Source organism: Streptomyces sp. NPDC006997 (assembly GCF_040635175.1).
GTDB lineage: Bacteria > Actinomycetota > Actinomycetes > Streptomycetales > Streptomycetaceae > Streptomyces.
In genome coordinates this window covers 43,526-65,231 of the sequence record NZ_JBEYHH010000034.1, presented here as the reverse complement: position 1 = coordinate 65,231, position 21,706 = coordinate 43,526, and the positions used below count along the sequence as shown (strand labels likewise).

The window sequence follows — 21,706 nt, the reverse complement described above, 5'->3', positions numbered from 1 at the left end:
TCAGACCCGGACCGGCTCCCGCTCCACCGGAAGCCGCAGTTCCGCCTCGGCCTCCGCCCCGTCCGGTTACATCCGGGTGCGCAGGATCTCCGGACCCGGGCGGCTGCGGTACGGATTCGACGGGAACCACTCCACAGGTACTGGATCGCCCCCGGCGCCGGACCCGAGGCGGTGAACACCGCCCACGTACCGGCCGGGACGGGCAGCGCCACCGCGCCCTCCGGGACGTCGGCGGCGGCGGCCGAGGTGACGACCCCCTGGTAGTAGCCCAGCTCGGTGCCCTCGGCACGGCTCGGGTCCAGGTCGTCACAGACCGCGACGATGCCCTCCGGCTCCTGACCGGGGTGTAGCGCGTCTCCTTGTCGGGAGTCCAGATCTGGGCGTCGCTGCTGTTGCAGGTGTAGAGCCACAGGTCGGTGCCGGAGGCGCTGTTGGAATCGGGTACGTCCAGGCAGAGACCGGACTCGACGTGCTTGAGCGTGCCCTCGGAGGTGGCCGTCCACCGCTGGTTCGCGGCCCCGGTGCACTCCGCGACCACCGCCTTGGTGCCCACGGCCGTGGCGCCGCCCGCGGGCACCACGCAGACGCCCAGGACCTTCAGGGCGCCGGTTGCCGCGTCGGACGCTCCGGCGGGTGCGTCGATGCGGAACTTCTGGGGCTTGGAACCGTTGCAGGAGTAGAGCTGGACCGCGGTCCCCACGACCGTCGAGCCCCCGGACAGGTCCAGGCACTTGTCCGTCAGGCCCAGCCAGGCCCCCGCGCCGTTCTCGCCGAAGCCGGTGACCGTCTCGACCTGGCCGTCCCACGTCCACGTCAGCGCCTGTTCGTCGCCGTCCGCGGACCGGGTGCGGGTGTTGCCCGAGGCGTCGTACGTCGCGGACGCCTCGGTGGTGACCTGGGCTCCTTCGGGTGTCGTACGGGTGGCGGACATGCCCGTCAGCGTGTGCGGCTGGGTGCCGTCGGGGGCGCCGTAGGTGTACGACGTCGTGGCGTCCTTCGAGCTGTCCCCGCCGGTGTCGTGCTCGACCAGCGTCTCGCGGTTGCCCACCGCGTCATAGCGGTACGACGTCCAGTAACCCGCGTTCGCGCCCGTCACGTTGAGCGTGCCGTCGGAGTAGCGGGGGGCCGCCGCCGCCCTGCCCTCGGCCGTGCACGTGGTTCTGGGAGCCGTCCAGGCCTCGGTCAGCTGGCCCAGGGTGTCGTAGCTGAAGCACTGGCGGTCGGTGACCTCGTTCGCGCGGTCGGCGATGGAGGTGACGTTGCCCGCCGGGTCGTACGCGTACGTGCGCGAGTTGACCCGGTTTCCCATGACCGCGGTCGTGTCACTGGTCGACTCGCGGTCGACGATGCTGCGGGTCAGTTCACCCGTCGACTCGTCGAAGAGGTTTGTCGTCCAGACCCGGCTCGGGTGTTCGCCGCTGACCGTGCGGAGCACTTCGCCGAAGGGCGAGTACGACGTCTCGGCCGTGTACCAGTCGGTGCCGGAGTCTCTACCTGACACGGGGCGGTTCTGCGCAAGCTGCCCTGAGACCGTCGCACACGTGACATACCCCACCCCGCACCCGGATCCGATCCCGTTAACAATGGACTGTGATCTCTCCGGTCTCCTCGATGCCCCGGAGCGCCCACCGGCACAGGCCGGAGGCGACTCCCTACGTCGATCTCACGCGGGCGGAATGGAGCGCGCTGCGTGACAAGACGCCGTTGCCGCTGTCCGCCGAGGAGGTGGAGAAGCTGCGCGGGCTCGGGGACGTCATCGACCTCGACGAGGTGCGGGACATCTACCTCCCGCTCTCCCGGCTGCTCAATCTCTACGTCGGCGCCACCGACGGGCTGCGCGGCGCGCTGAACACCTTCCTCGGCGAGCAGGGGTCCCAGGCCGGGACGCCGTTCGTGATAGGGGTCGCCGGGTCGGTCGCGGTGGGCAAGTCGACCGTGGCCCGGCTGCTCCAGGCGCTGCTGTCGCGGTGGCCCGAGCACCCACGCGTCGAGCTGGTCACCACGGACGGGTTCCTGCTGCCCACCAGGGAGTTGCAGGCGCGCGGGCTCATGTCACGCAAAGGCTTCCCCGAGTCGTACGACCGCCGGGCGCTCACCCGCTTCGTCGCCGACATCAAGGCGGGGAAGGCCGAGGTCACCGCCCCCGTCTACTCCCACCTCATCTACGACATCGTCCCGGACGAGAAGCTCGTCGTACGGCGGCCGGACATCCTCATCGTCGAAGGGCTGAACGTCCTCCAGCCCGCCCTGCCCGGCAGCGACGGCCGCACCCGGGTCGGCCTCGCCGACTACTTCGACTTCAGCGTCTACGTCGACGCACGCACCGAGGACATCGAACGCTGGTACCTCAGCCGCTTCCGCAAGCTGCGCGAGACCGCGTTCCAGAACCCGTCCTCGTACTTCCGCAGGTACACCCAGGTGTCGGAGGACGAGGCCCTCGACTACGCCCGTACCACCTGGCGGACGATCAACAAGCCGAACCTCGTCGAGAACGTCGCCCCGACGCGCGGCCGGGCCACGCTCGTGCTGCGCAAGGGACCCGACCACAAGGTGCAGAGGCTGAGTCTGCGGAAGCTGTGACCCGCCCCGCGGTCGGTCAGGGCGCGGGGCTGTAGGTCAGGTCCGCGACCGGCTCGGTCATGGAGTCCTCCACGGCCTGCTGGACTTCCGGGTCGGCCTCGGCATCGGTCTCGGGGCGGGGGGCCGGACTGGCGAGGGCCGCGGCGATCCGCTCGGCCATCGAGTCGTCAGCCGTTCCCGTTCCTGCTCCCGTGCCCGTGCCGGTGGGTGCCGTACCGTTCGCGGTCGGCTCCGCTTCCGCCGCCACCACCGAGGACGACCCCGTACGAGCCAGCGCCGCCGCCCGGTCCGCGTCCCGCGCCGCCTGCCGTACCGCTGCCTCGTAGGCCGCCGCCTGCCCTGCCTCCCAGACAGCCAGTCGCTGCGCCCACGCCTGCTGGGCGACTGCCGAGGCGACCCGCCCGCCATTCCCGGCCAGCGCCGAGCCGGTGCCAGTCGCCGCCACCGCCGTACCGACGGCCCCGGCCGCCCCGACGCCCGCCAGCACCACCGCCACCGCCACCGCCGTACGACGCCTGCCTCGGTTGCCTGTCACCGGGTGCTCCTCGCCTCGCTGCCTTCTTCACGCACCGTAGTGAGCGCAGGTCCCGGACGATCATCGGGACGATCACGAAGAGGTGAAGGTCAGGGCAGGGGCACGGTGCGGGAACGTCAGCCCAGCGCCGACTTCACCACGTCCGCCAGCCGTCCCGCCACCGACCGCGCCTGGTCGATGTCCGCGGCCTCCACCATCACCCGCACCAGCGGCTCGGTCCCCGACGGCCGGAGCAGGACGCGGCCCGTGGAGCCCAGCTCCCGTTCCGCCTCGGTGACCGCCGCGATCAGGTCGGCGGAGGTGCCGACGCGGGACCTGTCCACGTCGGGGACGTTGATCAGCACCTGCGGGAGGCGTTCCATCACGGACGCCAGCTCCCGCAGCGGACGGGACGTCTGCGCCACCCGCGCGGCCAGCAGCAGGCCGGTGAGGGTGCCGTCGCCGGTGGTGGCGTGGTCCAGCACGATGACGTGGCCGGACTGCTCGCCGCCGAGGGCGTAGCCGCGCTCCTTCATCTTCTCCAGGACGTACCGGTCGCCGACCGCCGTCTGGACGAGCTGGATGCCCTCGCGCTCCATGGCGAGCTTGAACCCCAGGTTGGACATGACGGTCGCGACGACGGTCTCCTCGCGCAGCGCGGAACGTTCCCGCATCGCCAGCGCCAGCACGGCCAGGATCTGGTCCCCGTCGACCTCCTCGCCGGTGTGGTCGACGGCCAGGCAGCGGTCGGCGTCGCCGTCGTGCGCGATGCCGAGGTCGGCGCCGTGCGCGAGGACGGCGGCCTTGAGCTGGTCGAGATGCGTGGAGCCGCAGCCGTCGTTGATGTTGAGGCCGTCGGGTTCGGCACCGATGGTGACGACCTCGGCCCCGGCGCGGGTGAACGCCAGCGGGGAGACCCGCGCGGCGGCGCCGTGCGCCTCGTCCAGGATGATCTTCAGCCCGTCGAGGCGGTTCGGGAGGACGCCGAGGAGGTGCTCGACGTACAGGTCCACACCCTCGTCGTACGTCCGCACCCGGCCGACGCCGGCGCCGGTGGGACGCTGCCACGGCTCACCCGTGCGGTGCTCCTCGTAGACGGCCTCGATACGGTCCTCCAGCTCGTCGGCGAGTTTGTGCCCGCCGCGGGCGAAGAACTTGATGCCGTTGTCCGGCATGGCGTTGTGGCTGGCGGAGAGCATCACGCCGAGGTCGGCGCCGAGCGCGCCGGTCAGGTGCGCCACGGCCGGGGTCGGCAGCACGCCGACCCGCAGCACGTCCACGCCGGCACTGGCGAGGCCCGCCACCACGGCGGCCTCCAGGAACTCCCCGGACGCACGCGGGTCCCGTCCGACCACCGCCGTTGGCCGGTGGCCCGCGAAGGTGCCCGCCTCGGCCAGTACGTGTGCCGCCGCGACGGAGAGACCGAGCGCCAGCTCGGCCGTCAGATCCGCGTTGGCGACACCCCGCACGCCGTCCGTGCCGAAGAGTCGTCCCACTTGTCCTCCTGAGGAAACGTCAGTTCCGAAGCCGCCGCCCACTGCGGCCCGTAGACCCATAGGCCCGAGGCCCACAGACCCATAGGCCGGTAGGCCCGAGGCCCACAGACCCATAGGCCGGTAGGCCGGTAGGCCCGTAAGCCCAAAAACCCGTAGACCCATAAGCCCGCGAGTCACGGCAGACCGGCGGGGCCACACACGCGGCTCCGGTGGCCGTACCAGCTCATCACATCAGCCTTTGAGCACCTTGTGACGTTATACGCCCGATGGCCGTGATACACGAACGCCCCGACAGCACAATGGCGTGCCGCCGGGGCGTTCGGAGTAGGGCCTGTCCAGCGGACCATGCCGCAGACGCGGGGCCTGGCACGCCCATCTGCCGCGTTGTGGTCAGTCGCCGACGCTCCGCGTCGACTCCCTCCTCCGCCTTGCAGCTGGACGCACCAGGCCCCGCTCGCCTGCGTCTATGGGCTACCGCTGGCTTCCCGCGGCCTGATCCGCCGCACAGTCCCGCAAGCCGTGGATTAGCGCTTGCTGTACTGCGGAGCCTTGCGGGCCTTCTTCAGACCGGCCTTCTTGCGCTCGACCGCACGGTCGTCGCGGCGCAGGAAGCCCGCCTTCTTCAGCGGACCACGGTTGTTGTCCACGTCGGCCTCGTTCAGCGCGCGGGCCACGCCCAGGCGCAGGGCGCCCGCCTGACCCGAGACACCGCCACCCGCGATGCGGGCGATGACGTCGTAGCGGCCCTCCAGCTCGAGCACCTTGAAGGGCTCGTTGACCTCCTGCTGGTGCACCTTGTTGGGGAAGTAGTCCTCAAGGGTGCGGCCGTTGATCTTCCACTTGCCGGTGCCCGGGACGATCCGGACACGGGCGATGGCGTTCTTGCGACGGCCCAGGCCGGCGGCGGGCTGGGCCTCGCCGAAGCGGGAGGCCATGGACTCCGAGGTGTACTCACCCTCGACGGGGACCTCGGACTCGGTGGTGTAGCTGTCGATGTCAAGCTCTTCGAGCGGCTGCTCGGCAGTGGTCTCGGCCACGATTCTCCTCAGATTCTCTTCAGTCTTAGGGGGTGGCCGGACTTACTGCGCGACCTGGGTGATCTCGTACGGCTGCGGCTGCTGCGCGCCGTGCGGGTGCTGGTCACCCTTGTAGACCTTCAGCTTCGAGAGCATCTGACGGCCCAGAGTGTTCTTGGGGAGCATTCCCTTGACGGCCTTCTCGATGGCCTTCTCGGGGTTCTTGTCGAGCAGCTCGTCGTAGCGGACGGAGCGCAGACCACCCGGGTAGCCGGAGTGGCGGTACGCCATCTTCTGGGTCCGCTTGTTGCCGGACAGGTGCACCTTGTCGGCGTTGATGATGATGACGAAGTCACCGGTGTCGACGTGCGGCGCGTAGATCGGCTTGTGCTTGCCCCGCAGAAGGGACGCGGCGGTGGAGGCGAGACGGCCCAGGACGATGTCCTGAGCGTCGATGACGTGCCACTGGCGCGTCACATCGCCGGGCTTGGGGCTGTACGTACGCACGGTTCGTAGCCTTCGCTTCGAGTGAATGGTCCTGACAAGGTCACCGAAACGATCACGACAGCCTGTGCCCACGGCGGCGACGCATACCGCGTGCGTGGGGTCGCTGGTCATCGGCCCGGTGGACCGGTGTAAGGGCCCGTCCCGTGAGAATGAGCAAGCCAATACACAACGAACCAGCAGGATACCGGGGCCGCCCGGACGGGTCAAAACGAGCGCACGCCGGACACCCGCCGCCACCGTACACGCCCCACCGGACACGGAGGGTGACCGACTCTCCCGGCGCTCGAACCCCGGCGCCCCCAGGGGTTGTTGACCCGGGTCGGCGCGCGGCGCCGCCCGTCTAAGATGCGGCCCATGAGCTTTGGGCAGGGGGGACCTCAGTCGCAGTGGGATCCCTGGAAACCGCACTCCCAGCAGCAGCCGTGGAACAGCGGCGGCGACCAGACCCCGGACTGGGCCGCGCTGGCCGAGGCCTCCGAGGCGCGCAACAAACGGCGCCGACTGCTGCTGATCGGCGGGGGCGCGGTGGCCACCGTCGCGATCGGCGCCGCCGTCGCGGTGGCCGTCATGTCGGCGAACGGCGGCGACCCGGCCGCCAAGGGGCCGTCCTCGCAGGTGCCCGCCACGGCCGACCTGCCGAGCAGCCCGGCCGCGCCGTCGTTCGAGCCGACCTCCGCGCCGCCGCCGCTGGACCCCAAGGACTTCATCTCCAGCGCGAAGAAGGACAAGGCCGAGCTCAGCCCGCAGACCCTGTTCCCGGGCACCCAGCTGACCATGGGTGACACGGTCTACAAGAAGGGCCCGACCGCCGACACGACGACCTGCTCCTCGGCCGCGCAGGGCACCCTGCCGAAGGTCCTCCAGGCCCAGGACTGCACCCGGCTGATGCGGGTCACCTACACCAGGGACGGGGTCGCGGTCACGGTCGGCGTCGCCGTCTTCGACACCGAGGCGCGGGCCACCAGGGCCAAGGGCCAGACCGACACCAAGAGCATCGTCCGCGCGCTGTCCGGCGGCGGTGTGAAGCCGTTCTGCACCGGCGCGGTCTGCCGTTCGACGACCAATTCCTACGGCCGGTACGCCTATTTCACCCTCGCCGGTTTCACCAACGGCAAGGACGTCACCACCAAGGACACGGCCGTCTTCTCCGCCGGCGACGACCTGGCCGAGTTCACCTTCCGGCAGATCCGCCGCCGTGGCGAGGCCCAGGCGTCGGCGGCGGCCAGCGAGTGACCCGCCCCGGGACCGACGGGCGCCCCGGGCGTGGTCCGGCTCACGCCCGCCGGTTGCGGGCGACGCGGCTGCGCTCCGCCAGCAGGCCGTCCGCCGGATAGCCGACCTCCTCCAGGCACAGCCCGTGCGGCCGGACCACGTGCACCGCGCTGTCCCGTACCCGCGCCTCCAGCACCTTCCGCGGCCACTCCACCGTCCGGTGCCCGTCGCCGACGAACAGCAGCGCGCCGACCATGGCGCGCACCTGGTTGTGGCAGAAGGCGTCCGCGCGGACCTCGACCTCCACGACGCCGTCCGCGTTCCGGCGCACCCCGAAGTCGAGGATCTCCCGGATCGTCGTCGCGCCCTCGCGCTTCTTCGCGTACGCCGCGAAGTCGTGCTCGCCGACCAGCGACTTCGCCGCGGCGTCCATCGCGGCGACGTCCAGCGGCCAGTCGTGCCACAGCACGTGCCCCCGCAGCAGCGGGTCGACGCCCCCCGGGTTGTCGGTGACCCGGTAGACGTACCGCCGCCACACGGCCGCGAACCGCGCGTTGAAGCCGCTGGGCGCCTCCCGCAGGGCCCAGACCCGCACGTCCCTCGGCAGCCGCCCCGCGAGCCGCTTCAGCAGCTTGGCGCCCTGTTCCGCCCACACCTCACGGGGCAGGTCGACGTGGGCCACCTGACCCCGCGCGTGCACCCCGGCGTCGGTCCGCCCGGCGACCGTCAGCTCGTACGTCCGCTCCCCCGCCCGCGTGACCGTCCGCAGCGCGTCCTCGACCTCGCCCTGGACGGTCCGCCGCCCCCCGGCCTGCTTGGCCCAGCCGGAGAAGGCGGTCCCGTCGTAGGACAGGTCGAGGCGGATACGGACATGACCGGGCTGTACTTCGTCACTCACACCGGAATCCTCTCAGGTACGCGAACGGGCCCACCCCCGAGCAGGGGGCGGGCCCGTCGTGACGCGGGTCGGACTCAGGCGTCCTTGGACTCCTCGGCGGCGGCCTCCTCGGCCTCCGGCTTGGCGTCCTCGACGACCTCGTCCTTCTTGAGGGCGTCTTCCTTGACCGCACGCTTGGTGGCGGCCTCGGCCTCACCCGTGGCCTCCTGGGCGACGGTCAGCGCCTCGACCAGCTCGATGACGGCCATGGGCGCGTTGTCGCCACGGCGGTTACCGATCTTGGTGATACGGGTGTAACCACCGGGCCGGTTCTCGTAGCGCGGGCCGATCTCGGTGAAGAGCGTGTGCACGATGCCCTTGTCCGTGATGACCTGGAGCACCTGACGGCGGTTGTGAAGGTCGCCCTTCTTCGCCTTGGTGATCAGACGCTCCGCGTACGGGCGCAGGCGGCGGGCCTTCGCCTCGGTGGTCTTGATCTTGCCGTGCTCGAAGAGCGACTTCGCGAGGTTCGCGAGCATCAGCTTCTCGTGCGCGGCGCTGCCGCCCAGACGGGCACCCTTGGTGGGCTTCGGCATGGTGTTTCTCCTAGGTGTCTGCCCCGGCCGTGTCAGGTACCGGGGTCAGTATCTGAGCAGACGGTTGTCTGTCAGAGATCCGGGGTTCTTCCGAACCCCGGAAGGGACCGCGCCCCCGGAGGGGACGCGGTGAACCGCACGACCAGCCCCGACGGACCGGCCGCGGAGACGGTCAGTACTGCTCGGTCTCCACGAACCCGGCGTCCGCGTCGTCGTCCGCGCCGAACGCGTCCGCGGCGGCGGTCGGGTCGAAACCGGGAGGCGAGTCCTTGAGCGCGAGACCCATCCCGGCGAGCTTCGCCTTGACCTCGTCGATGGACTTCGCACCGAAGTTGCGGATGTCCAGCAGGTCCGCCTCGGAGCGCGCGACCAGCTCACCCACGGAGTGGATGCCCTCACGCTTGAGGCAGTTGTAGGAGCGGACCGTCAGCTCCAGCTCCTCGATCGGCAACGCCAGGTCCGCGGCGAGGGCGGCGTCCGTCGGGGACGGACCCATGTCGATGCCCTCGGCGTCGATGTTCAGCTCACGCGCCAGACCGAACAGCTCGACCAGGGTCTTGCCGGCCGACGCCATGGCGTCACGCGGACGCATGGCCTGCTTGGTCTCGACGTCGACGATCAGCTTGTCGAAGTCGGTGCGCTGCTCGACACGCGTGGCCTCGACCTTGTACGTCACCTTGAGGACCGGCGAGTAGATCGAGTCGACCGGGATACGGCCGATCTCCTGGCCGACCTGCTTGTTCTGCACGGCGGAGACGTAGCCGCGACCGCGCTCGACGGTCAGCTCCATCTCCAGCTTGCCCTTGCCGTTGAGCGTGGCGAGGACGAGGTCGGGGTTGTGCACCTCGACACCGGCCGGGGGCGCGATGTCGGCGGCGGTGACCAGACCCGGGCCCTGCTTGCGCAGGTACATCACGACGGGCTCGTCGTGCTCCGAGGAGACCACGAGCTGCTTGATGTTGAGGATCAGGTCGGTGACGTCGTCCTTGACGCCCGGCACGGTGGTGAACTCGTGCAGGACGCCGTCGATGCGGATGCTGGTGACAGCAGCGCCGGGGATCGACGACAGGAGGGTACGGCGGAGGGAGTTGCCGAGGGTGTAGCCGAAGCCCGGCTCCAGCGGCTCGATCACGAACCGGGAGCGGAACTCGTCGACGACCTCTTCGGTCAACGAGGGACGCTGAGCGATCAGCATGGTGCGTTCCTTCTGTCAGGGGCGCCCGCTATTTGACGCCCTGATGAGACAAGGGTACGGGCGGTACGCCCCGAAGGGCCGTACCGCCCGAATCCTCAAGACAACCGAGTCCCAGACTCGGCGGCGCGGGAGACCTCCGCTCACGCGGAGACCGCGACCGCGTACACCTGGGTCAGACCCGGCGGCGCTTCGGCGGACGGCAGCCGTTGTGCGGGGTCGGGGTGACGTCCTGGATGGAGCCGACCTCGAGACCCGTCGCCTGGAGCGAGCGGATCGCGGTCTCGCGACCGGAACCCGGGCCCTTCACGAACACGTCGACCTTGCGCATCCCGTGCTCCTGCGCACGACGGGCAGCCGACTCGGCGGCCATCTGCGCGGCGAACGGGGTGGACTTCCGGGAGCCCTTGAAGCCGACGTGGCCGGCGGAGGCCCAGGAGATCACGTTGCCCGACGGGTCGGTGATCGAGACGATGGTGTTGTTGAACGTGCTCTTGATGTGCGCGTGGCCGTGAGCGACGTTCTTCTTTTCCTTGCGGCGCACCTTCTTGGCAGCGCCCTGACGACCCTTGGGGGGCATCTATAACTCCTACGGGAGGTGGTCGGTCCTACAGCGAAGACCGCTGGACGGCGAAGTCCGCTGCGGACTACTTCTTGCCCGGCTTCTTCTTGCCGGCGATGGCGCGACGCGGGCCCTTGCGGGTGCGGGCGTTGGTGCTGGTGCGCTGACCGCGGACGGGCAGACCGCGGCGGTGACGGAGACCCTGGTAGCAACCGATCTCCACCTTGCGGCGGATGTCGGCCTGGATCTCACGACGGAGGTCACCCTCGGTCTTGATGTTGTTGTCGACGTACTCGCGGATCGCGACGAGCTGCTCCTCGGAGAGGTCGCGGACGCGGGTGTTCGGGTCGACGCCGGTAGCGGCCAGCGTCTGCTGCGAAAGGGTCCGGCCGATGCCGAACACGTAGGTGAGGGCGACCTCCACACGCTTTTCGCGCGGGATGTCAACACCGGAAACGCGTGCCATTCAATGGCTCCAGTTTGATCTTCGGAGGTCTTCCGCAGGACCGACTCCCAGCCGCCGGCGTCTTCTGTTTCAAAGAGTAGGTACGGCCTGGGTCCCCAGCCTCCGAACCGGGGGTGTCAGGCGCGGTGCGCCTGGGTCCTGCGTATGAACATGTAACTCAGCTCGCGTCGCGCGAATCTCTGCGGAAGCAGAGGGATGGATCTACGGTCAGCCCTGGCGCTGCTTGTGGCGCGGGTTCTCGCAGATGACCATGACCCGGCCGTGACGGCGGATCACCCTGCACTTGTCGCAGATCTTCTTGACGCTCGGCTTGACCTTCATGGGGTGAGGTTCTCCGGGTCAGTGCCATCGCTCCGCTCGGAAGCGGGGCGCGGGCAAGATCTACTTGTAGCGGTAGACGATCCGGCCACGCGTCAGGTCGTACGGAGACAGCTCCACCACGACCCGGTCGTCAGGGAGGATGCGGATGTAGTGCATACGCATCTTGCCGCTGATGTGTGCCAGGACCTGGTGGCCGTTCTGGAGCTCGACCTTGAACATCGCGTTCGGCAGAGACTCGACGACAGTGCCCTCGATCTCGATGGCACCTTGCTTCTTGGCCACGCTTCGCCCTTCGAATCGACTACCTTGGTCGACTCCGTCACACCGACGAACATGTGGACATGCGGGTGCACGGGAGCCGACGAGTCAGTCTACGTCAGCGCACCCGGAAAGACGAATCGAGCAATCCTGCCCCATGACGGAGATCATCATGCGAGCGGGTCGGGCGGACGCGACCGCGCCGCCGTCAGGCCAGCGGGTCCGGTGCCGCCGTGATGCCGTACTCCGCCGGCTTGGCCTTGCCGCCGACCGACTCCCCGACGCCGCCCTCGCGGGCACTCGGCGCTGGCGCGCCTCACTGGCTTCGCGCGGCTGCGCTGGCCTCCGACCAGCGGACGCGACCCCGCCGCCGTCAGGCCAGCGGGTCCGGTGCCGCCGTGATGCCGTACTCCGCCAGCTTGGCCTTGCCGCCGTCGGGGGCCGTCAGGACCAGGGGGCCCTGCGGGGTCAGGGCGATGGAGTGCTCCCAGTGCGAGGACCAGGTGCCGTCGGTCGTGATGACCGTCCAGTCGTCCGACAGGACCTCCGTCTTCGCGGTGCCCAGGGAGAGCATCGGCTCGATGGCGAGGCAGACGCCGGGGACCAGCTTGGGGCCCTTGCCGCGCTTACGGTCGACGTAGTTCAGCAGGTGCGGGTCCATGTGCATCTCGGAGCCGATGCCGTGGCCACCGTAGTCCTCGATGATCCCGTACCGGCCGCCACCGGGCTTCGGCTGGCGGCGGACGTACGTCTCGATGGCGCGGGAGATGTCGACGAGCCGGTGGCCCTGCTTCATCGCCGCGATCCCGGCCCACATCGACTCCTCGGTCACCCGGGACAGCTCGACGAGCTCCGGCGCGTGACCGGAGCCGACGAAGGCGGTGTACGCCGCGTCCCCGTGCCAGCCGTCGATGATCGCACCGGCGTCCACGGAGATGATGTCGCCGTCCTTCAGCACGACGTCCTCGGAGGGGATGCCGTGGACGACGACCTCGTTGACGGAGGTGCAGATGGTGGCGGGGAAGCCGCCGTACCCCAGGAAGTTCGACTTCGCGCCGTGCTCCGCGAGCACCTTGCGGGCGACCTCGTCCAGATCCCTCGTCGTCGCGCCGGGCACCGCGGCCTCCCGGGTGGCCGCGTGGACGGCGGCGACGACCAGCCCCGCCTCACGCATCTTCGCGATCTGCTCGGGGTTCTTGATCTGCACCATGGGGACGGGGCCTTTCTTCGACCGGGGGCGGGGCCAGGGAGGGGACTACACCAACGATACGGGCGCTACCGCGCCGCAGCCGCGGTCCCGAGTTCCGGGAACCGCGGCTGCGACACCGTATGGACGGCGATGCCTACTGGACGGCGTCGCCCTGACGCTTCAGCGCCTCCAGCGCGCGGCCCGTGACCTCGTCGACCGGACCCAGGGCGTTGATCGTGACGACCAGGCCCTGCGCCTTGTAGTAGTCGATGATCGGCTCGGTCTGCGTGTGGTAGACCTCCAGCCGGGTGCGGACCGTCGCCTCGGAGTCGTCGTCGCGCTGGTACAGCTCACCGCCGCACACGTCACACACGCCCTCCTTCTTGGGGGCGCTGTAGGTGACGTGGAAGACGTGGCTGGAGTCCTTGCGGCAGATGCGCCGGCCGGCGATCCGCTTGACGACCTCGTCCTCGGGGGCCTCCAGGTCGAGCACCGCGTCCAGCTCCATGTGCTCCGCCGTCAGCAGTTCGTCCAGCGCCTCGGCCTGCGAGACGTTGCGCGGGAAGCCGTCCAGCAGGAAGCCGTTCTCCGCGTCGGGCTGCTCCATCCGGTCCTTGGCCATCGCGATGGTGACCTCGTCCGGCACGAGGTTGCCCGCGTCCATGTAGGACTTGGCGAGCTTCCCCAGCTCCGTCTGCTGGCTGATGTTGGCGCGGAACAGGTCGCCCGTGGAGATGTGCGGGATCGACAGCTTCTCGGCAAGGCGGGTGGCTTGCGTACCCTTGCCCGCGCCCGGTGGCCCGACGAGGACGATTCGCATCAGCGGAGGAACCCTTCGTAATTGCGCTGCTGGAGCTGGCTCTCGATCTGCTTCACCGTCTCCAGACCGACACCCACGATGATCAGGATGCTGGTACCGCCGAACGGGAAGTTCTGGTTTGCCTCGAAACCGACCAACGCCATTGTTGGTACGAGAGCGATCAGACCCAGGTACAGCGAACCCGGCCAGGTGATCCGGTTGAGTACGTAACTGAGGTACTCGGCGGTCGGTCGGCCAGCCCGGATGCCCGGGATGAAGCCACCATACTTCTTCATGTTGTCCGCGACTTCCTCGGGGTTGAAGGAGATCGCCACGTAGAAGAACGCGAAGAACACGATGAGCAAGAAGTACATACTGATGTAAAGCGGGTGGTCGCCCTTGACAAGGTGACCCTCGATCCAGGTCTTCCACGACGAGTTGCCGCTGGAGAACTGGGCGATCAGGGCGGGGATGTACAGCAGCGACGAGGCGAAGATGACGGGAATCACACCCGCCTGGTTCACCTTGAGGGGGATGTAGGTGGACGTGCCGCCGTAGGACCGGCGGCCGATCATGCGCTTCGCGTACTGCACCGGAATGCGACGCTGGGCCTGCTCGACGAAGACCACCAGGCCGACCATGACCAGGCCGACCGCGATGACGGTGCCGAACTCGATCCAGCCGCCGGCCAGCGAGCCCTGCTGCTTGATGGCCCACAGCGCGGACGGGAAGGTCGCGGCGATCGAGATGAACATCAGGATCGACATGCCGTTGCCGATGCCGCGGTCGGTGATCAGCTCACCGAGCCACATGACGACGGCCGTACCGGCGGTCATCGTGATCACCATGGTGATGGTGACGAAGATCGAGCGGTCCGGGACGATCTCCGAGGCGACCGGGCAGCCGCTGAACAGCGCGCCGCTGCGGGCGGTGGCCACCAGGCCGGTGCCCTGGAGCACGGCGAGCGCCACCGTCAGGTAACGGGTGTACTGCGTGATCTTCGCGGTACCGGCCTGGCCCTCCTTCTTCAGGGCCTCCAGTCGCGGGATCACCACCGTCAGCAGCTGAAGGATGATGCTCGCGGTGATGTACGGCATGATGCCGAGCGCGAAGATCGTGATCTGGAGCAGCGCACCGCCACTGAACATGTTGACCAGGCCGAACAGACCCTGGTTGCCCTCGGCGACGTCGATACAGGTCTGGACGCTCCGGTAGTCGACACCCGGGATCGGGATGTGCGTACCGACCCGGTACACCACGATGATGCCGAGCGTGAACAGCAGCTTCTTGCGCAGGTCGGGCGTCTTGAACGCCCGGGCGAACGCGGTGAGCACGGTGCCTCCTGCGACCCCCGCGCATCTGCGTCAAGGGTGACGGTCTTGAAGGTCCAATGAAACAACGACTGAGATAACGGCCAACCGCCCCCCGGAGTGCCCGCGTGAGGTACCCCGGTGAAAGTTGGCAGTGCAGGCCACCTTACCGGCGAGACTGCCACCTAGGAACGACCAACCGGGGATACCCCATTTGTGGGGTATCCCCGGTCGGGATCGCTCAAGTCATCGAGACGCCTGTGGAATTCAGACGAGCTCGGTGACGGTACCGCCGGCGGCGGTGATCTTCTCCTTGGCGGAGCCGGAGACGGCGTCGACCGTCACCTGCAGCGCCACGGAGATCTCGCCCTGGCCGAGGACCTTGACGAGGCTGTTCTTGCGCACAGCGCCCTTGGCCACCAGACCCTCGACGGTGACCTCGCCACCCTCGGGGTAGAGCGCGGCCAGCTTGTCGAGGTTCACGACCTGGTACTCGGTCTTGAACGGGTTCTTGAAGCCCTTCAGCTTCGGAAGACGCATGTGGAGGGGCATCTGGCCACCCTCGAAGCGCTCCGGAACCTGGTAACGGGCCTTCGTGCCCTTCGTACCACGACCGGCCGTCTTACCCTTCGACGCCTCACCACGACCGACACGGGTCTTGGCGGTCTTGGCGCCCGGGGCGGGACGGAGGTTGTGGATCTTGAGCGGGTTGTTCTCCGCCATGATCAGTCGACCTCCTCGACCGTCACGAGGTGGCGGACGGTGTGCACCATGCCGCGGAACTCGGGGCGGTCCTCCTTGACGACCTGCGTGTTGATCCCCTTGAGACCAAGGGAGCGCAGGGTGTCACGGTGGTTCTGCTTGCTGCCGATGTAGGACTTGACCTGCGTGATCTTGAGCTGCGCCATGATCACACACCCGCCCCGGCACGCGCACGCAGCAGGGCCGCGGGGGCGACGTCCTCCAGCGGCAGACCGCGGCGGGCCGCGATCTCCTCGGGACGCTGCAGGCCCTTCAGGGCCTCCACGGTCGCGTGCACGATGTTGATGGCGTTGTCGGAGCCGAGCGACTTCGACAGCACGTCGTGGATACCGGCGCACTCCAGCACGGCGCGCACCGGACCACCGGCGATCACACCGGTACCGGGCGACGCGGGCTTGAGCAGCACGACGCCGGCAGCCTTCTCACCCTGGATGGGGTGCGGGATGGTGCCCTGGATCCGGGGGACCTTGAAGAAGTGCTTCTTGGCCTCCTCCACACCCTTGGCGATGGCGGCCGGCACCTCCTTGGCCTTGCCGTAACCGACACCCACGGTGCCGTCACCGTCGCCCACCACGACCAGCGCGGTGAAGCTGAAGCGACGACCACCCTTCACAACCTTGGCGACGCGGTTGATCGCGACCACGCGCTCAACGTACGCGGTCTTCTCGGCGGCAGCAGCGCCGCCGTCACGGCCCTTCCGGTCCCGCCGCTCGCCGCCACCGGCACCGCCACCGCGGCGCTGGGGTCCAGCCATTGGAATTACCTCTCTCTGTTTCCGCTAGCTACGGAACCGGCTCAGAACTTGAGCCCGGCCTCGCGGGCGGCGTCCGCCAGGGCGGCGATGCGCCCGGCGTACTGGTTGCCACCACGGTCGAACACGACGGCCTCGACACCGGCGGCCTTGGCACGCTCGGCGACCAGGGCGCCGACCTTCTTGGCCTGCGAGGACTTGTCCTCGGCACCGCGGATCGACGCGTCCAGGGACGACGCCGACGCCAGGGTGTGACCCTTCAGGTCGTCGATCACCTGCGCCACGATGTGACGGTTGGAGCGGGTCACGACCAGACGGGGGCGCTCCGCCGTTCCGTTGATCCGCTTGCGGATCCGGATGTGGCGGCGCTTGATCGCGGCGCGCTTGTAGGCGTCGCCCTTCAGGATCTTCTGCCCGTATGCCATGGCTTACTTACCCGCCTTTCCGACCTTGCGGCGGATGACTTCACCCTCGTACTTGACGCCCTTGGCCTTGTACGGGTCGGGCTTGCGCAGCTTGCGGATGTTGGCCGCGACCTCGCCGACCTTCTGCTTGTCGATGCCCTCGACCGAGAAACGGGTGGGGGCCTCGACCTTGAAGGTGATGCCCTCGGGGGCCTCGACCACGATCGGGTGGCTGTAACCGAGGGAGAACTCCAGGTTCGAGCCCTTGGCGACAACGCGGTAACCGACACCGCTGATTTCGAGCTTCTTCACGTAACCCTGGGTCACGCCGGTGATCATGTTCGCCACCAGCGTGCGGGACAGGCCGTGCAGGGCCTTGTTCTGACGCTCGTCGTTGGGGCGGGTGACGCTGAGCACGCCGTCCTCACCCTTGGCGATCTCGATCGGCGCCGCGACGGTGTGGGTCAACTGGCCCTTGGGACCCTTGACCGAAACCGTCTGGCCGTCGATGGTGACGTCCACGCCGGCGGGAACCGCGATGGGGAGCTTGCCGATGCGCGACATAGCTGTTTCCTCCGTTCCCTTCCGCTACCAGACGTAGGCGAGGACTTCCCCACCCACGCCCTTCTTGCCGGCCTGCTTGTCGGTGAGGAGCCCGTGCGACGTGGAGATGATCGCCACGCCCAGGCCGCCGAGCACCTTCGGCAGGTTGGTGGACTTCGCGTACACCCGGAGACCGGGCTTGGAGATCCGCTTGATGCCCGCGATGGAGCGCTCACGGTTGGGGCCGAACTTCAGCTCCAGGACGAGGTTCTTGCCGACCTCCGCGTCCTCGACGCGCCAGCCCGTGATGAAGCCCTCCTGCTGGAGGATCTCCGCGATGTGAGACTTGATCTTGGACGCCGGCATCGTCACGGAGTCGTGGTACGCCGAGTTCGCGTTCCGCAGACGAGTCAGCATGTCTGCGATCGGATCAGTCATGGTCATGAATTGGCCTTCGGCCTCTCTCGCCGGGGTTTCCTGGTGCGCCATCCCTCTCCCCGATCCGAGACGGGACGGGTGCGGCGCGGTGGACCTACGGCGTAGTAAGTCGTACGGGCGTCCAGGCGCCCAACCCTCCTAGCCTAAGCCATGGAGGGGCGGGCGCCTGACATCGCCCTTTACTTACCGAGAGTTTCCGGGGTCCCGAAGTACAGGACTACCAGGAACTCTTGGTCACGCCCGGCAGCTCGCCACGGTGAGCCATCTCACGAAGGCACACGCGGCAGAGGCCGAACTTGCGGTACACGGAGTGCGGACGACCGCAGCGCTGGCAGCGGGTGTACGCACGCACGCCGAACTTGGGCTTGCGAGCAGCCTTCGCGATCAGAGCCTTCTTCGCCATCTCGCTCACGCCTCCTTGAAGGGGAAGCCGAGGTGACGAAGGAGCGCGCGGCCCTCAGCGTCGTTGGTCGCCGTGGTGACCACGGTGATGTCCATACCCCGGACGCGGTCGATCTTGTCCTGGTCGATCTCGTGGAACATGACCTGCTCCGTGAGACCGAAGGTGTAGTTGCCACGGCCGTCGAACTGCTTGGGGGACAGGCCGCGGAAGTCGCGGATGCGCGGCAGCGCGAGCGACAGGGTGCGGTCCAGGAACTCCCACATGCGGTCGCCACGGAGCGTGACGTGGGCACCGATCGGCTGGCCCTCACGCAGCTTGAACTGCGCGATGGACTTGCGGGCCTTGGTGACGGCCGGCTTCTGACCGGTGATCGTGGTGAGGTCGCGGATGGCGCCCTCGATCAGCTTGGAGTCGCGGGCGGCGTCGCCCACACCCATGTTGACCACGATCTTGACGAGGCCGGGAACCTGCATGACGTTCTCGTACTTGAACTCGTCACGCAGCTTGCCCGCGATCTCCTCGCGGTACTTCGTCTTCAGACGCGGAGTGGTGGTGGTCGCCATCAGATGTCCTCACCCGTCCGCTTGGCAACGCGGATCTTGTTGCCTTCGTCGTCGAAGCGGTAGCCGACACGCGTGACGACCTTCTTGCCGTCCTTCTCCACGACCAGCTGGACGTTGGAGACGTGGATCGGCGCCTCGGTCGTGACGATGCCGCCGGCCTGCGAACCGCGAGCGGTCGGACCGGCCTTGGTGTGCTTCTTGACCCGGTTGACACCCTCGACCAGGACGCGGTCCTCGCGCGGGAAGGCCGCGATGACCTTGCCCTGCTTGCCCTTGTCCTTGCCGGTGATGACCTGGACCAGGTCGCCCTTCTTGATCTTCATGCTTACAGCACCTCCGGCGCGAGCGAGATGATCTTCATGAACTTCTTCTCGCGCAGCTCACGGCCGACCGGGCCGAAGATACGGGTGCCGCGAGGGTCGCCGTCGTTCTTCAGAATGACGGCGGCGTTCTCGTCGAAGCGGATGTACGAGCCGTCCGGACGGCGGCGCTCCTTGACGGTGCGAACGATGACCGCCTTGACGACGTCACCCTTCTTCACGTTGCCACCGGGGATCGCGTCCTTGACGGTGGCGACGATGACGTCACCGATGCCCGCGTAGCGGCGACCGGAGCCACCGAGCACACGGATGCAAAGGATCTCCTTCGCACCAGTGTTGTCGGCGACGCGCAGTCGCGACTCCTGCTGGATCACGTCTATCTCCTGTTTGTCTGCCGGTTCCCGGCAGGGGCCGTGTTACGAGCCCCTGCCGAGCCTGGCGGAACTGACCTGCCGGGTTTGCCCCGCAGGAATTACTTGGCCTTCTCGAGGATCTCGACGACGCGCCAGCGCTTCGTCGCGGACAGCGGCCGGGTCTCCATCAGGAGGACGCGGTCGCCGACACCCGCGGCGTTCTGCTCGTCGTGCGCCTTGAGCTTGTTCGTACGGCGGATGACCTTGCCGTACAGGGCGTGCTTGACGCGGTCCTCGACGGCGACGACGACGGTCTTGTCCATCTTGTCGCTGACGACGTAACCCTCACGGGTCTTGCGGAAGCCGCGCGCCTCGGTGGTCTTCTGTTCGGTCACGTTGTTCTCGCTCATGCGTTCTCCACCGTTTCGATGCCCAGCTCACGCTCGCGCATCAGGGTGTAGATCCGCGCGATGTCCTTGCGGACCGCCTTCAGACGGCCGTGGTTCTCGAGCTGGCCCGTCGCCGCCTGGAAGCGGAGGTTGAACAGCTCTTCCTTGGCCTCGCGGAGCTTCGCCAGAAGCTCCTCGTTGCCCAGTTCGCGCAGCTCGGACGCCTTGGTACCGGCCGACATCACGCTTCACCTGCCTCGCGCTTGACGATCCGGCACTTCATCGGCAGCTTGTGGGCCGCACGCGTGAGCGCCTCACGGGCGATCTTCTCGTTGGGGTACGACAGCTCGAACATCACGCGTCCGGGCTTGACGTTGGCGATCCACCACTCCGGCGAACCCTTACCGGAACCCATGCGGGTCTCGGCGGGCTTCTTGGTGAGCGGGCGGTCCGGGTAGATGTTGATCCAGACCTTGCCACCACGCTTGATGTGACGCGTCATGGCGATACGAGCGGCCTCGATCTGACGGTTCGTCACGTACGCCGGGGTGAGCGCCTGGATGCCGTACTCGCCGAACGCAACCGTCGTCCCACCCTTGGCAGCGCCGCTGCGCTTGGGGTGGTGCTGCTTGCGGTGCTTGACCCTACGGGGGATCAGCATGGGGTCAGCTCTCCTTTCCGGCAGCGCTCGGCTCGGCCGCGGCGGCGGCCGGGGCCTCCGCCTTGTTGGCCTCGGCAGCCGTGGCGGACTGCTGCGGCTTGCGACCGCGCCGCTCGCCACCGCGGCCACCACGGGCCGGGCGGTCGGAGCCGCCACCGCGGGCCGGGCGGTTACCCGCGCGGGCTGCGGCGTTCTCGGCGCGGACCTCGGCGATGTTCTTGACGTCGCCCTTGTAGATCCAGACCTTCACACCGATGCGGCCGAAGGTCGTCTTGGCCTCGAAGAACCCGTAGTCGACGTTCGCGCGGAGCGTGTGCAGGGGCACGCGGCCCTCGCGGTAGAACTCCGAGCGGGACATCTCGGCGCCGCCGAGGCGGCCACCGCACTGGATCTTGATGCCCTTGGCGCCCGCCTTCATCGCCGACTGCATGCTCTTGCGCATCGCACGGCGGAAGGAGACGCGGGAGGACAGCTGCTCGGCGACGGCCTGGGCCACCAGCTGAGCGTCCGTCTCCGGGTTCTTGACCTCGAGGATGTTCAGCTGGACCTGCTTGCCGGTCAGCTTCTCCAGGTCGCCGCGGATACGGTCGGCCTCGGCGCCGCGGCGGCCGATGACGATGCCCGGACGCGCGGTGTGGATGTCGACGCGGACGCGGTCACGGGTACGCTCGATCTCCACCTTGGAGATACCGGCGCGCTCCATGCCGGACGTCATCATCCGACGGATGGCGACGTCTTCCTTGACGTAGTCCTTGTACAGCTTGTCGGCGTACCAACGCGACTTGAAGTCGGTCGTGACACCGAGCCGGAACCCGTGCGGGTTTACCTTCTGGCCCATTACCGGGTTCCTTCCTTGCTGCTGACGACCACGGTGATGTGGCTGGTCCGCTTGCGGATCCGGTAGGCACGGCCCTGGGCGCGCGGACGGAACCGCTTCAGGGTCGGGCCCTCGTCGACGTACGCCTCGGAGATGTAGAGGCTGTCGGCGTCGGTGTGGTCGTAGTTGTGCGCGGCGTTGGCGATGGCGCTGTCGAGCACCTTGCCGACCGGCACGGAGGCTGCCTGCGGAGCGAATCGCAGAACAGCCTGGGCCTCCGTGGCGTCCATGCCACGGATGAGGTCCACCACGCGGCGGGCCTTCATGGGCGTGACGCGGATGTACCGCGCCTGGGCCCTGGCTTCCATGGTTGTCCCTTCAGTTACTTACGTGTCTGAATGCGATCC

32 protein-coding genes and 2 pseudogenes are annotated in these 21,706 nt (G+C 68.4%); 3 read left to right on the top strand and 31 right to left on the bottom strand.

Annotated features, from left to right (window positions below):
- Positions 1-338 (bottom strand): annotated as a pseudogene (locus tag ABZ659_RS28495) (GyrI-like domain-containing protein); the annotation flags it as partial.
- A 53-nt stretch (positions 339-391) separates the two neighbouring features.
- Positions 392-700: pseudogene (locus tag ABZ659_RS28490) on the bottom strand (RICIN domain-containing protein); the annotation flags it as partial.
- A gap of 31 nt (positions 701-731) precedes the next feature.
- Between ABZ659_RS28490 and ABZ659_RS28485 the strand changes: the two are divergent.
- Both ABZ659_RS28485 and coaA read left to right on the top strand, forming a co-directional pair.
- Positions 732-974, top strand: a complete 243-nt coding sequence (locus tag ABZ659_RS28485; protein WP_360225311.1) for a hypothetical protein — start codon at positions 732-734, stop codon at positions 972-974.
- Between the two features lie 637 nt (positions 975-1,611).
- The gene (gene coaA, locus ABZ659_RS28480; RefSeq protein ID WP_360225309.1) at positions 1,612-2,580 is read left to right on the top strand and encodes a type I pantothenate kinase; all 969 of its coding nucleotides are present in this window, start codon (positions 1,612-1,614) and stop codon (positions 2,578-2,580) included.
- 16 nt (positions 2,581-2,596) lie between these two features.
- On the opposite strand, the gene ABZ659_RS28475 is transcribed toward coaA, so the two are convergent.
- From ABZ659_RS28475 to rplM, 4 genes are all read right to left on the bottom strand, one after another.
- Complete coding sequence (locus ABZ659_RS28475) at positions 2,597-3,115, bottom strand: hypothetical protein (protein ID WP_360225307.1); 519 nt, start codon at positions 3,113-3,115, stop codon at positions 2,597-2,599.
- Between the two features lie 116 nt (positions 3,116-3,231).
- The gene (gene glmM, locus ABZ659_RS28470) at positions 3,232-4,590 is read right to left on the bottom strand and encodes a phosphoglucosamine mutase (protein ID WP_360225305.1); all 1,359 of its coding nucleotides are present in this window, start codon (positions 4,588-4,590) and stop codon (positions 3,232-3,234) included.
- A 524-nt stretch (positions 4,591-5,114) separates the two neighbouring features.
- Positions 5,115-5,627, bottom strand: a complete 513-nt coding sequence (rpsI, locus tag ABZ659_RS28465; protein WP_360225303.1) for a 30S ribosomal protein S9 — start codon at positions 5,625-5,627, stop codon at positions 5,115-5,117.
- 42 nt (positions 5,628-5,669) lie between these two features.
- Positions 5,670-6,113 (bottom strand): 50S ribosomal protein L13, encoded by a 444-nt coding sequence (rplM, locus tag ABZ659_RS28460; protein WP_360225301.1) that lies wholly within the window; start codon positions 6,111-6,113, stop codon positions 5,670-5,672.
- A 354-nt stretch (positions 6,114-6,467) separates the two neighbouring features.
- Here rplM and ABZ659_RS28455 point away from each other — a divergent pair, with 354 nt between their 5' ends.
- A complete protein-coding gene (locus tag ABZ659_RS28455; protein WP_360225299.1) occupies positions 6,468-7,346 on the top strand; it encodes a hypothetical protein in 879 nt (292 codons plus the stop codon).
- Between the two features lie 40 nt (positions 7,347-7,386).
- Here the strand turns inward: ABZ659_RS28455 and truA are convergent, their stop codons facing one another.
- The 25 genes from truA to rplV all read right to left on the bottom strand — a co-directional run bounded on the left by truA (position 7,387) and on the right by rplV (position 21,667).
- On the bottom strand, positions 7,387-8,223 hold the full coding sequence (truA, locus tag ABZ659_RS28450) for a tRNA pseudouridine(38-40) synthase TruA (RefSeq protein WP_360225297.1): 837 nt from the start codon (positions 8,221-8,223) through the stop codon (positions 7,387-7,389).
- A 74-nt stretch (positions 8,224-8,297) separates the two neighbouring features.
- Positions 8,298-8,798: a 50S ribosomal protein L17 gene (gene rplQ, locus ABZ659_RS28445; RefSeq protein ID WP_360225295.1), complete on the bottom strand. Its 501-nt coding sequence runs from the start codon at positions 8,796-8,798 to the stop codon at positions 8,298-8,300.
- 172 nt (positions 8,799-8,970) lie between these two features.
- The gene (locus ABZ659_RS28440) at positions 8,971-9,993 is read right to left on the bottom strand and encodes a DNA-directed RNA polymerase subunit alpha (RefSeq protein WP_067018978.1); all 1,023 of its coding nucleotides are present in this window, start codon (positions 9,991-9,993) and stop codon (positions 8,971-8,973) included.
- A gap of 172 nt (positions 9,994-10,165) precedes the next feature.
- Positions 10,166-10,570, bottom strand: coding sequence for a 30S ribosomal protein S11 (rpsK, locus tag ABZ659_RS28435; RefSeq protein ID WP_003956432.1), 405 nt, complete (start codon positions 10,568-10,570; stop codon positions 10,166-10,168).
- A gap of 67 nt (positions 10,571-10,637) precedes the next feature.
- The gene (gene rpsM / locus ABZ659_RS28430) at positions 10,638-11,018 is read right to left on the bottom strand and encodes a 30S ribosomal protein S13 (protein WP_037858429.1); all 381 of its coding nucleotides are present in this window, start codon (positions 11,016-11,018) and stop codon (positions 10,638-10,640) included.
- A gap of 207 nt (positions 11,019-11,225) precedes the next feature.
- The gene (gene rpmJ, locus ABZ659_RS28425) at positions 11,226-11,339 is read right to left on the bottom strand and encodes a 50S ribosomal protein L36 (RefSeq protein ID WP_003998809.1); all 114 of its coding nucleotides are present in this window, start codon (positions 11,337-11,339) and stop codon (positions 11,226-11,228) included.
- Between the two features lie 60 nt (positions 11,340-11,399).
- The gene (infA, locus tag ABZ659_RS28420) at positions 11,400-11,621 is read right to left on the bottom strand and encodes a translation initiation factor IF-1 (RefSeq protein WP_003948620.1); all 222 of its coding nucleotides are present in this window, start codon (positions 11,619-11,621) and stop codon (positions 11,400-11,402) included.
- A gap of 349 nt (positions 11,622-11,970) precedes the next feature.
- Positions 11,971-12,807: a type I methionyl aminopeptidase gene (gene map / locus ABZ659_RS28415; protein ID WP_360225292.1), complete on the bottom strand. Its 837-nt coding sequence runs from the start codon at positions 12,805-12,807 to the stop codon at positions 11,971-11,973.
- Positions 12,808-12,940: 133 nt separating this feature from the next.
- Complete coding sequence (locus ABZ659_RS28410; protein WP_360225290.1) at positions 12,941-13,606, bottom strand: adenylate kinase; 666 nt, start codon at positions 13,604-13,606, stop codon at positions 12,941-12,943.
- Positions 13,606-14,919, bottom strand: a complete 1,314-nt coding sequence (gene secY, locus ABZ659_RS28405; protein WP_360225288.1) for a preprotein translocase subunit SecY — start codon at positions 14,917-14,919, stop codon at positions 13,606-13,608. The genes ABZ659_RS28410 and secY overlap by 1 nt, the downstream gene beginning before the upstream one ends.
- 243 nt (positions 14,920-15,162) lie before the next feature.
- Complete coding sequence (rplO, locus tag ABZ659_RS28400; RefSeq protein ID WP_067018996.1) at positions 15,163-15,618, bottom strand: 50S ribosomal protein L15; 456 nt, start codon at positions 15,616-15,618, stop codon at positions 15,163-15,165.
- Positions 15,619-15,620: 2 nt separating this feature from the next.
- Positions 15,621-15,803, bottom strand: a complete 183-nt coding sequence (gene rpmD / locus ABZ659_RS28395) for a 50S ribosomal protein L30 (protein WP_003974250.1) — start codon at positions 15,801-15,803, stop codon at positions 15,621-15,623.
- A 2-nt stretch (positions 15,804-15,805) separates the two neighbouring features.
- A complete protein-coding gene (gene rpsE / locus ABZ659_RS28390; RefSeq protein ID WP_004984517.1) occupies positions 15,806-16,411 on the bottom strand; it encodes a 30S ribosomal protein S5 in 606 nt (201 codons plus the stop codon).
- A 41-nt stretch (positions 16,412-16,452) separates the two neighbouring features.
- On the bottom strand, positions 16,453-16,833 hold the full coding sequence (gene rplR / locus ABZ659_RS28385) for a 50S ribosomal protein L18 (protein WP_019753098.1): 381 nt from the start codon (positions 16,831-16,833) through the stop codon (positions 16,453-16,455).
- Between the two features lie 3 nt (positions 16,834-16,836).
- Entirely contained in the window at positions 16,837-17,376 is a 540-nt protein-coding gene (gene rplF / locus ABZ659_RS28380; RefSeq protein ID WP_360225285.1) for a 50S ribosomal protein L6, read from the bottom strand.
- 24 nt (positions 17,377-17,400) lie between these two features.
- Complete coding sequence (gene rpsH / locus ABZ659_RS28375; RefSeq protein ID WP_030046382.1) at positions 17,401-17,799, bottom strand: 30S ribosomal protein S8; 399 nt, start codon at positions 17,797-17,799, stop codon at positions 17,401-17,403.
- Between the two features lie 211 nt (positions 17,800-18,010).
- On the bottom strand, positions 18,011-18,196 hold the full coding sequence (locus ABZ659_RS28370) for a type Z 30S ribosomal protein S14 (protein WP_003956452.1): 186 nt from the start codon (positions 18,194-18,196) through the stop codon (positions 18,011-18,013).
- Between the two features lie 5 nt (positions 18,197-18,201).
- Positions 18,202-18,759 carry a 50S ribosomal protein L5 gene (rplE, locus tag ABZ659_RS28365; RefSeq protein ID WP_053661885.1) on the bottom strand — a complete coding sequence of 186 codons (558 nt, stop codon included), beginning with the start codon at positions 18,757-18,759 and terminating at the stop codon, positions 18,202-18,204.
- Positions 18,759-19,082 carry a 50S ribosomal protein L24 gene (gene rplX, locus ABZ659_RS28360; RefSeq protein WP_010036713.1) on the bottom strand — a complete coding sequence of 108 codons (324 nt, stop codon included), beginning with the start codon at positions 19,080-19,082 and terminating at the stop codon, positions 18,759-18,761. The genes rplE and rplX overlap by 1 nt, the downstream gene beginning before the upstream one ends.
- A 2-nt stretch (positions 19,083-19,084) precedes the next feature.
- Entirely contained in the window at positions 19,085-19,453 is a 369-nt protein-coding gene (gene rplN, locus ABZ659_RS28355) for a 50S ribosomal protein L14 (protein ID WP_003998823.1), read from the bottom strand.
- 98 nt (positions 19,454-19,551) lie between these two features.
- Entirely contained in the window at positions 19,552-19,842 is a 291-nt protein-coding gene (gene rpsQ / locus ABZ659_RS28350; RefSeq protein ID WP_360225282.1) for a 30S ribosomal protein S17, read from the bottom strand.
- Positions 19,839-20,063, bottom strand: a complete 225-nt coding sequence (gene rpmC, locus ABZ659_RS28345; RefSeq protein WP_007494763.1) for a 50S ribosomal protein L29 — start codon at positions 20,061-20,063, stop codon at positions 19,839-19,841. The genes rpsQ and rpmC overlap by 4 nt, the downstream gene beginning before the upstream one ends.
- The gene (gene rplP, locus ABZ659_RS28340) at positions 20,063-20,482 is read right to left on the bottom strand and encodes a 50S ribosomal protein L16 (RefSeq protein ID WP_030967307.1); all 420 of its coding nucleotides are present in this window, start codon (positions 20,480-20,482) and stop codon (positions 20,063-20,065) included. The genes rpmC and rplP overlap by 1 nt, the downstream gene beginning before the upstream one ends.
- A 4-nt stretch (positions 20,483-20,486) precedes the next feature.
- Positions 20,487-21,320: a 30S ribosomal protein S3 gene (rpsC, locus tag ABZ659_RS28335; RefSeq protein ID WP_360225280.1), complete on the bottom strand. Its 834-nt coding sequence runs from the start codon at positions 21,318-21,320 to the stop codon at positions 20,487-20,489.
- Positions 21,320-21,667: a 50S ribosomal protein L22 gene (rplV, locus tag ABZ659_RS28330; protein ID WP_019329637.1), complete on the bottom strand. Its 348-nt coding sequence runs from the start codon at positions 21,665-21,667 to the stop codon at positions 21,320-21,322. Before rplV ends, rpsC begins: the two co-directional genes overlap by 1 nt.
- Positions 21,668-21,706 lie beyond the last annotated feature (39 nt).

What these genes read in the sequence shown, in the direction of transcription:
- coaA (WP_360225309.1), top strand. Translation starts at nt 1,612, where the DNA reads ATGCCCCGGAGCGCCCACCGGCACAGGCCGGAGGCGACTCCCTACGTC.
- ABZ659_RS28455 (WP_360225299.1), top strand. Translation starts at nt 6,468, where the DNA reads ATGAGCTTTGGGCAGGGGGGACCTCAGTCGCAGTGGGATCCCTGGAAA.
- rplQ (WP_360225295.1), bottom strand. Translation starts at nt 8,798, where the DNA reads ATGCCGAAGCCCACCAAGGGTGCCCGTCTGGGCGGCAGCGCCGCGCAC.
- ABZ659_RS28440 (WP_067018978.1), bottom strand. Translation starts at nt 9,993, where the DNA reads ATGCTGATCGCTCAGCGTCCCTCGTTGACCGAAGAGGTCGTCGACGAG.
- rpsK (WP_003956432.1), bottom strand. Translation starts at nt 10,570, where the DNA reads ATGCCCCCCAAGGGTCGTCAGGGCGCTGCCAAGAAGGTGCGCCGCAAG.
- rpsM (WP_037858429.1), bottom strand. Translation starts at nt 11,018, where the DNA reads ATGGCACGCGTTTCCGGTGTTGACATCCCGCGCGAAAAGCGTGTGGAG.
- rpmJ (WP_003998809.1), bottom strand. Translation starts at nt 11,339, where the DNA reads ATGAAGGTCAAGCCGAGCGTCAAGAAGATCTGCGACAAGTGCAGGGTG.
- map (WP_360225292.1), bottom strand. Translation starts at nt 12,807, where the DNA reads ATGGTGCAGATCAAGAACCCCGAGCAGATCGCGAAGATGCGTGAGGCG.
- ABZ659_RS28410 (WP_360225290.1), bottom strand. Translation starts at nt 13,606, where the DNA reads ATGCGAATCGTCCTCGTCGGGCCACCGGGCGCGGGCAAGGGTACGCAA.
- rplO (WP_067018996.1), bottom strand. Translation starts at nt 15,618, where the DNA reads ATGGCGGAGAACAACCCGCTCAAGATCCACAACCTCCGTCCCGCCCCG.
- rpmD (WP_003974250.1), bottom strand. Translation starts at nt 15,803, where the DNA reads ATGGCGCAGCTCAAGATCACGCAGGTCAAGTCCTACATCGGCAGCAAG.
- rpsE (WP_004984517.1), bottom strand. Translation starts at nt 16,411, where the DNA reads ATGGCTGGACCCCAGCGCCGCGGTGGCGGTGCCGGTGGCGGCGAGCGG.
- rplR (WP_019753098.1), bottom strand. Translation starts at nt 16,833, where the DNA reads ATGGCATACGGGCAGAAGATCCTGAAGGGCGACGCCTACAAGCGCGCC.
- rplF (WP_360225285.1), bottom strand. Translation starts at nt 17,376, where the DNA reads ATGTCGCGCATCGGCAAGCTCCCCATCGCGGTTCCCGCCGGCGTGGAC.
- rpsH (WP_030046382.1), bottom strand. Translation starts at nt 17,799, where the DNA reads ATGACCATGACTGATCCGATCGCAGACATGCTGACTCGTCTGCGGAAC.
- ABZ659_RS28370 (WP_003956452.1), bottom strand. Translation starts at nt 18,196, where the DNA reads ATGGCGAAGAAGGCTCTGATCGCGAAGGCTGCTCGCAAGCCCAAGTTC.
- rplE (WP_053661885.1), bottom strand. Translation starts at nt 18,759, where the DNA reads ATGGCGACCACCACCACTCCGCGTCTGAAGACGAAGTACCGCGAGGAG.
- rplX (WP_010036713.1), bottom strand. Translation starts at nt 19,082, where the DNA reads ATGAAGATCAAGAAGGGCGACCTGGTCCAGGTCATCACCGGCAAGGAC.
- rpsQ (WP_360225282.1), bottom strand. Translation starts at nt 19,842, where the DNA reads ATGAGCGAGAACAACGTGACCGAACAGAAGACCACCGAGGCGCGCGGC.
- rpmC (WP_007494763.1), bottom strand. Translation starts at nt 20,063, where the DNA reads ATGTCGGCCGGTACCAAGGCGTCCGAGCTGCGCGAACTGGGCAACGAG.
- rplP (WP_030967307.1), bottom strand. Translation starts at nt 20,482, where the DNA reads ATGCTGATCCCCCGTAGGGTCAAGCACCGCAAGCAGCACCACCCCAAG.
- rpsC (WP_360225280.1), bottom strand. Translation starts at nt 21,320, where the DNA reads ATGGGCCAGAAGGTAAACCCGCACGGGTTCCGGCTCGGTGTCACGACC.
- rplV (WP_019329637.1), bottom strand. Translation starts at nt 21,667, where the DNA reads ATGGAAGCCAGGGCCCAGGCGCGGTACATCCGCGTCACGCCCATGAAG.